This window comes from Mesorhizobium sp. M5C.F.Ca.IN.020.29.1.1, assembly GCF_003997375.1.
GTDB classification, from domain to species: Bacteria; Pseudomonadota; Alphaproteobacteria; order Rhizobiales; family Rhizobiaceae; genus Mesorhizobium; species Mesorhizobium wenxiniae.
Window position 1 is genome coordinate 1 of record NZ_RZSW01000292.1, and the last position, 7,690, is coordinate 7,690.

7 protein-coding genes are annotated in these 7,690 nt (G+C 62.5%); 4 read left to right on the forward strand and 3 right to left on the reverse strand.

Annotated elements, in window-relative coordinates:
- From EOA85_RS21600 to EOA85_RS21615, 4 genes are all read left to right on the forward strand, one after another.
- Positions 1-820, forward strand: an 820-nt coding sequence (locus tag EOA85_RS21600; RefSeq protein ID WP_164759789.1) for an ABC transporter ATP-binding protein, incomplete at its 5' end; no start/stop codon positions are given.
- A 91-nt stretch (positions 821-911) separates the two neighbouring features.
- Positions 912-2,024: an ABC transporter substrate-binding protein gene (locus tag EOA85_RS21605; protein ID WP_065006765.1), complete on the forward strand. Its 1,113-nt coding sequence runs from the start codon at positions 912-914 to the stop codon at positions 2,022-2,024.
- Positions 2,025-2,049: 25 nt separating this feature from the next.
- Positions 2,050-2,883: an ABC transporter permease gene (locus tag EOA85_RS21610; protein ID WP_127211101.1), complete on the forward strand. Its 834-nt coding sequence runs from the start codon at positions 2,050-2,052 to the stop codon at positions 2,881-2,883.
- On the forward strand, positions 2,883-3,689 hold the full coding sequence (locus tag EOA85_RS21615; protein WP_065006676.1) for an ABC transporter permease: 807 nt from the start codon (positions 2,883-2,885) through the stop codon (positions 3,687-3,689). Before EOA85_RS21610 ends, EOA85_RS21615 begins: the two co-directional genes overlap by 1 nt.
- Positions 3,690-3,735: 46 nt before the next feature.
- Here EOA85_RS21615 and EOA85_RS21620 read toward each other — a convergent pair whose 3' ends face one another.
- From EOA85_RS21620 to EOA85_RS21635, 3 genes are all read right to left on the reverse strand, one after another.
- Entirely contained in the window at positions 3,736-4,389 is a 654-nt protein-coding gene (locus EOA85_RS21620) for a suppressor of fused domain protein (RefSeq protein WP_127211102.1), read from the reverse strand.
- 171 nt (positions 4,390-4,560) lie between these two features.
- The gene (locus tag EOA85_RS21625) at positions 4,561-5,625 is read right to left on the reverse strand and encodes a glycosyltransferase (RefSeq protein ID WP_127211103.1); all 1,065 of its coding nucleotides are present in this window, start codon (positions 5,623-5,625) and stop codon (positions 4,561-4,563) included.
- Positions 5,626-6,112: 487 nt separating this feature from the next.
- Positions 6,113-7,444: a dicarboxylate/amino acid:cation symporter gene (locus tag EOA85_RS21635; RefSeq protein ID WP_206523339.1), complete on the reverse strand. Its 1,332-nt coding sequence runs from the start codon at positions 7,442-7,444 to the stop codon at positions 6,113-6,115.
- Positions 7,445-7,690: the final 246 nt, after the last annotated feature.

Here is a 7,690-nt window from a genome sequence, read left to right on the forward strand (position 1 = left end):
GTTCCCGCATATGTCGGTCGAGGCCAACATCGCCTTCCCGCTCAAGGTGCGCAAGAAATCGTCGGCAGAGATCAAACGACGTGTCGGCGAGATGATCGAGCGCGTCGGGCTGAAGGGCCACGAGAAGAAACTGCCGTCGCAGCTTTCCGGCGGCCAGCAGCAGCGCGTGGCGCTGGCACGCGCGCTGGTGTTCGAGCCGGGCGTGCTCCTCCTCGACGAGCCGTTCTCGGCGCTCGACAAGGGCTTGCGCGGCCAGATGCAGGCCGAGATGAAGCGGCTGCACCAGGAGACCGGCACCACCTTCGTCTTCGTCACCCATGACCAGAGCGAGGCGCTGGCGCTATCGTCGCGCGTTGCCATCTTCAACCACGGCAAATTGCTGCAGGTTGGCGCGCCTGACGAGGTTTACGACCGGCCGGCCAGCCGCTTCGTCGCCGAGTTTCTCGGCGAGATCAACATGCTGCCGCTGAAGGGCGTGCGCAACGCCGACAACGGCGCCACCGGCCTATGCGAAGATCGCACCATCACGCTGCGCGGCAATGCAAGCGCCGTCGGCAGCAACGCCATCCTGGCGATCCGGCCCGAATACATGTCGATCGCGCCCGAAGCGGCCGCCGGCGAGAACGGCATCGCCGCGACTGCGGTCGCTTCGACCTATCTCGGTGCCGCGACTCGGCTCGATCTCACGACGCGCCAGGGCGCCAAGGTGACGGTCTCGGTGCCGAACGAGGTCGCAGCGTCGGCACTCAGCAAGGGCAATTCCGTGTGGCTGACATGGCCGGCGGAAAAAGGTTTCCTCCTTCCGGACGGAGGACAATGACGATTGGCGTGGCGACGCTGAATTCGCCAAGCTGACTTTCGGGAAGTATCAACGACAAAAAAGGGGAACTGACATGACAAACAATTCAAAGATGAGCGAAACCAAGAAACACTCTATCGAGACGCTGTCCGCCAGGGCAGCGCGCGGTGAGATCTCGCGCCGGCAGTTCACGCAGCTGGCCGCACTCGTGCTGGCCGGCACGCCGATCCTGCTGCGCTCGACCGGCGCGTTTGCGCAAGCCAAGGAACTGGTGCTGGTCAATTGGGGCGGCGACGCCATCACCGCCTATGATGCGGCCTATGGCCAGGCCTTCACCAAGGAGACCGGCATCACCGTCAAGATGGATGGCTCCGGCCCGACAGAAGGCGCGATCGCGGCGCAGTTCAAGAGCGGCGCCCCGACCTGGGACCTGGTCGACGTCGACCCGTTCTCGGCCATCACCCTCGGCGCCCAAGGCATGCTCGAGCCGATCGACTATTCGATCGTCGACAAGAAGAAGATGCGCGAGGGCTTCGGCTGGGAGCACGCCGCCTCGACCTATTTCTTCTCCTATGTCATCGCCTATGATTCCGAGAAATTCGGCAGCCAGGCACCGACCGGGATGGCCGATTTCTTCGACGTGACGAAATTCCCCGGCAAGCGCTCGCTCTACAAATGGGGCGTGTCGAGCTGGGAAGCGGCACTGCTCGCCGACGGCGTCGCGCCTGCCTCGCTCTACCCGCTCGATCTCAAGCGCGCGCATGACAAGATCGCCGCCTTCAAGGAAAACGTCGTGGCCTATTGGGGCGGCGGCGCCGAAAGCCAGAGCGTGCTGCTCGATGGCGAGGCTTCGATGGCGATCGTCTGGTCGACTCGGGCGTCGCTGATCGAGCAGGATTCCGGCGGCAAGATCAAATTCATCTGGGACCAGGGCCTGATCTCGCCCGGCGCGCTCGCGGTGCTCAAGGGCAATCCTGGCGGCAAGGACGCGGCGATGAAGTTCATCGCCAGCGCCCAGGATCCGGAAAAGCAGCTCATTATGTTCGACAAGCTCGGCCAGGGTCCGGCCAACCCGGCCGCCGACGCGCTGATCCCCGCCGACAAGAAGCGCATCAACCCGGTCGACCCCGAAAACATGAAGAAGCAGATCGCGCTCGACATGGAGTGGTACGCCAAGAACTACGGGGCCGCACTCGACGAATACACGAAGATCATCTCCGCCTGATAGGACCGGGACAACCGGGGCCGAGATGAAAGCATATCTCTCCGACAGGATGGGCGCGGCGCTGTTGATGGCGCCGCTGCTCCTGTTCCTTGGCGCTGCCTATGCCTGGCCATTTTTCGGCGTCGTCAATTGGAGCTTCACGCTGCCAGAGCCGGGGCTCGGGCAATATGGCACGCTGCTTAGCGACCCGCTGGTTCAGTCGGTGTTTGTCCGCACGCTGCGCATCGCCGCGATCGTCACGATTGTTTCGGTTGCCGCTGCCTATGCCATCACCGTGGTCTGGGTGCGCGGCACGCCGGCGCAGCGCGTAATGGCCGAATTCTGCATCCTGGTGCCGTTCTGGATCTCGGTGCTGACGCGCGCCTTCGGCTGGGTGGCGCTGCTTTCCAATCGCGGCCTGTTCAATACCTGGCTGCAGGCGATCGGCTTCATCTCAGAACCGCTGACGCTGGTACGCAACGAATTCGGCGTCATCGTCGGCATGACGCATTTCCTTATCCCCTTCGCCGTGTTTCCACTGGCGTCGTCGATGCGCAGCCTTGACGACCGCGTCCTGCTGGCGGCGCGCGGGCTCGGCTCCAGCCGTATGCGCACCTTCTGGTCGGTGTTCGTGCCCATGACCCGCTCCGGCATCATCGGCTCGGCGCTAATCGTCTTCGTGTTTTCGCTGGGCTTCTTCGTGACGCCGGCGATCCTCGGCGGCGGCCGCAGCGTGATGGTCGCCGAGCTGATCTATCTCCGCATCTTCCAGAGCCCGGACTGGGGCCTGGGGGCGGCGATCAGCGTCGTACTGGTGCTGTTCGTCGGCGCGCTGATGGCGCTGGTGTTCCGCTATGTCAGACCGAAGCAGCTGATCTGATGCCGACCTACCGCCCCGGCCCCGTCTCGCTGGTCCTCGCCGCCCTGGTTGCGCTATTTCTGCTGTTGCCGCTGCTTGCCGTCATCCCGGTGTCGCTGACGCCGACCCGCATGCTTGCAATGCCGTCAGGCGAATTGTCGCTGCGCCATTACCGGGCGCTGATCGAGGATCCGCGCTGGATCAACTCGATCCTGCTCTCGATCAGAATCGGCGTCGTCAGCAGCGCCTTTTCCACCGTGCTGGCGCTGTGCTTCAGCCTCGGTGTGTGGATGTTCCAGCCGCGCTTTACCGCTGCACTCGTCGGGTTCGTGCTGCTGCCGATGGTGGTGCCGCCTGTGGTCTCGGCGATCACGCTCTACTTCCTGCTGACCTCGATCTCCGGCGTCAGCTCGTTCTTCGGCTATGACACCTGGCTCGGTGTCGCCATGGCGCATGCGGTGATGACGGTGCCCTTCGCCACAGTGCTGATCCTGGTGTCGCTCAGCCAGCTCGACCGGCGCATCGACCTTGCCGCTCGCGGCCTCGGCGCCACCGTGTGGGAGCGCGCCACCCGCATCATCATGCCCAACATCAAATTCGGCATCGTCACCGCAGCCCTCCTGTCCTTCGTGCTGTCCTGGGAAGAGATCGGCGTCACGCTGTTCATCACCTCGGTCAACGCCATCACGCTGCCCAGGCTGATGTGGATGGGCCTGCGCGACAACATCGACCCGGCGATCGCCGCCCTTTCGGTGATCCTGATCATCATCACGGTGCTGGTGCTGGCGGCGCGCAGTGTTGTGGTCAGGCTGCGCCGGCCGAATTAGGATACAAGGTCTGGCTGCAGACGCGAATGGCCGCACCACGTTGCCGCTAAGTGATGGACCTCCGGTGAGGATCGGTCACCGGAAAGAACCCAAGGGGTTGCAGCCGGTCGATGAGAGCCTCGGTGCCATTCTCCTTTGCGAAGGCCAGTTCACTATCGGTGATCCCTGTAAAGGTCAGGAGCTCGACCTGCCCTGAAGGCAATTGGAAGCCCGTCGGCAAAGAGGCGGGGCGCGAAAGGATCACATTTCTGATGAGGCAGTTTTCCTTTCCGTTGATCGGCGAGCGGATTGGAATGCGATCGCCCTCGGTCAATGGCTGACCGCCCGGGAAATGGCCCACGTCGAGCAGCAGGTCGAAAGCCAGCAGGTTTTGCAGGCATTGGGTTGCCCAATCGCCGCGCTCCGCGGATGCAAAAATGAACTCGATGCCAGCCCCTGATTGAGAGGCAGGATCGTAGCCGTCGCTTTCCTCGTGCCACGGATTTGAGTGACCCGAAGTGACGTAGAGCCAGAACGGCCTTTGTGGCGTCGGTGCGAACTCAAATACGCCGTAAAACGGCCACGTGGGATCGATCTCTTTGACACCGAACCTTTGCGCAAACAACCCAGACGAAAGCGTAAAGATGCCGCGTTGCTCTCCGCCGAAGAGGGTTGGATAGATTTTCTCTTCCCGGATCCGCCAGACTTCCTCCAGGTCCATGGACGCCCCCGAACTTGCCTGGTGAGTCCAGGTTGGCGAAGCTTGTCAGAACTTATGGAACGAAAATAGTCCTGGAACATGTTTGGCGAGCCCGGCAAGCTTCGACTGCAGTCGACGATGGCGCCTGGGCACTCGGTCGGACAACTGGCCGAGCCATGTCAACGCGTCACTCTATCCCATCGCGTAGCGGATTGTCTTGGACAGACGGCTAAGGAATGCCGGTCTAGACGATGCGTCGAGCTTCCACGACAGCACCGCCGTCGCCATTTTCCGTGGCAACACCCCGACTGACAGGAACCAGGCGGCAAGGACGGCGCGCCGCCGCAGGGACGCGGTCATTTCGAGGCTGGCGACGGCGCCCGCCGCCCCGAGCGCCAGCCGGAAATCATTGGCCACGGGATGCCGGCGTCTGTCTGCGCACAGCGACGCCAGCCGCTCTTCCAGATGGACCGGATCGTGGCGGACCGCCTCCGACGGCACGATTGTTAAGCCGATCCCGGAGGCTTGATCCGACAGCGCCTGCATGCGGCGGAAATCGTGGGTTACCCTCCAGCGCGCCCGCTCGGCGAGCTTTTCACCGAAGACCGAATGGTTGGCGCCGTGGATCCTGTAGGCGCCGACGCATTCCTCAATGGACTGGACGTGCCCGTACATAGGCGCCAGCGTTGCAAGATAGCCGTCGGCGCCCTGGCGGAACTCCGGCTCTGGAATCGGCATGATCGATTCCAGGGTTGTGCGGTCAAAGGCCAGCCCGCTGGTTACGGTTGTCTGGTAGCGGCCCTTGTGCAGAAGTTTCGGCATGACGTCGCCGCTGTCGAACGGCAGTTCGGGCGGCGGAAAGACGTCCTTGATGCGTTGCCGCTCGTCGACGATATGCAGCCTGGACTGCACCTGGGCCGTTGCCGCATCCCAGGTGTCGACGATCGTGGAAACAGCGGTCGGATAGAGGTAGTCGTCGGCGTCGAGGAACAGGACGATCTTGCCCGAGCTTGCCGCAAAGCCGGTGTTGAACGCGGCGGCATGCCCGCCATTTTGCACTCGCGGGCATGCGACGATCTCGTCGCGATAGGATTCTATGATTGTCGTGGAATTGTCCTGGGATGCATCGTCGACGACGACGACTTCGACATCCGCGTAGTCCTGCTCCAGCGCGCTATCAATGCTGCGTTTGAGGAAACGCGCGTAATTGTAGTTCGGGATGATGATTGATACCGGAATCCTCGGTTCAGACTGCATCGCGTTCGACCTCGCATCTTGCTTTGGTTCGGCAAAGCCCGCTCACGGGCCGCCCCCTCTTCAAGCGCGACGAGTTCCTGAGAGGAAGCATGCGCCTTCCGTCAGGAGACGGGTCACGTCTCTTGCGACTTCGTAGCGAGGCCGCCATGCCTTCGAGGGCTGCCGCCTTGGTCAAGGTTGTGGTCGGCGGCAGCAAAAGCTCCGACGGTTTCGGCCGCTCGCAACCGAGCCCGACGGAAATGTCTCGCCTTCGGTCGCGATCAGGTCGGGATCGAAGTGGACGGGTGCCTTGAAGGCATGGCGGATACTGGCCATCAAATACGGCTGGAGCAAGCCCCGCGCCAACAACAAGACTCACAAGCTTGTTACATTCGAGGCTAGCGCGCAGCGGCGTGGCCTGTGGATAATCGCAGATGTTAGAGATTGGCCGCGGCTAGTCCGAAGCCGGCGGCAGCCGGCTTCGGACTATGACCATGCAGCCTGACAATCAGGCGGCCTGCAGCCCTGGCAGCGACAGGTCAGCTTCCTCCGGCAAGTCGCCGGCCATTGCTGCGGCAAACTTGGTCTGGTTGAGTTCCCCTTCCCAGCGCGCCACGACCACGGTCGCCACCGCATTGCCGACGAAGTTGGTCAGCGCCCGGCATTCCGACATGAAGCGGTCGACGCCGAGGATCAAAGCCATGCCGGCGACCGGCACCGTGGGTACGACCGAGAGCGTCGCGGCGAGCGTGATGAAGCCGGCGCCGGTGATGCCGGCGGCACCCTTGGAGCTCAGCATGGCAACGGCGAGCAGCAGGATCTGGTCGCCGAAGGTGAGCGGCGTGTCGGTCGCCTGCGCTATGAACAAAGCGGCCAGCGTCATGTAGATGTTGGTGCCATCGAGGTTGAAGGAATAGCCGGTCGGGATGACCAACCCAACCACCGAGCGGTTGCAGCCGGCGCGCTCCATCTTGGACATCAGTCCCGGCAGTGCCGCTTCCGAGGACGAGGTGCCGAGCACCAGCAGCAGCTCTTCCTTGATGTAGCGGATCAGCGCCAGGATCGAGAAGCCGTTGTAGCGGGCAACGGCGCCAAGCACCACCAGCACGAACAGCAGCGCGGTCAGATAGAATGTGCCGATCAGCATGGCGAGGTTGGCGATCGAGCCGATGCCGTATTTGCCAATGGTGAAGGCCATGGCGCCGAAGGCGCCGATCGGCGCGGCCTTCATCAGAATGGCGACGAGGCGGAAGATCGGCGTGGTCAGTGCCTGCAGGAAATCGACGACCGGACGGCCGCGGTCGCCGACCATGGCCAAAGCGACACCGAACAGCACCGAGAAGAACAGCACCTGCAGGATGTCGCCCTTCGCGAAGGCGCCGGTGATCGTGTCGGGGATTACATTCATCAGGAAGCCGACAATGCTGGTGTCGTGCGCCTTTTCGGCATAGGTCGCCACCTTGGTGGCGTCGAGCGTGGCCGGATCGATATGCATCCCGGCACCCGGCTGGACGACGTTCGACACGACGAGACCGACGACAAGCGCCAGCGTCGAGAACACTAGGAAATAGATCATCGCCTTGCCGGCGACGCGGCCGATCTTCTGCAGGTCGGCAACGCCGGCGATCCCAGTCGCCACCGTCAGGAAGATCACCGGCGCGATCACCATCTTCACCAGCTTGATGAAGGCGTCGCCGAACGGCTTCATCGCCTCACCGGTTTCGGGATAGAAGTGGCCGAGAAGCACACCGGCGGCGATCGCCGCCAGCACCTGCACATAGAGATGCCGGTAGAAGGGAAGTTTGCCGCGCGGCTCGGCGGCAGCGAGTACTGTCTGCATGACGTCCTCCATTGTGCTCCGATCGAAAGCTCGACCTCCCGGAGCAATTGCATTGACCTCCAGCAGTCTCGCGACCGCTGAATTCGTGTTTGCAACTGCCGTGCCAGACTGCGTGGAAGAGAATTTCCCTATGATTTTATTGAATATTCTCGAAATCGAGGTTTCGTTTCGCGCATAGAAAGTGCGGATATTCGCATAGCCGAATTGTGCTTTGTGCGAAAACATGCACAAATGGCTAATCTGTCT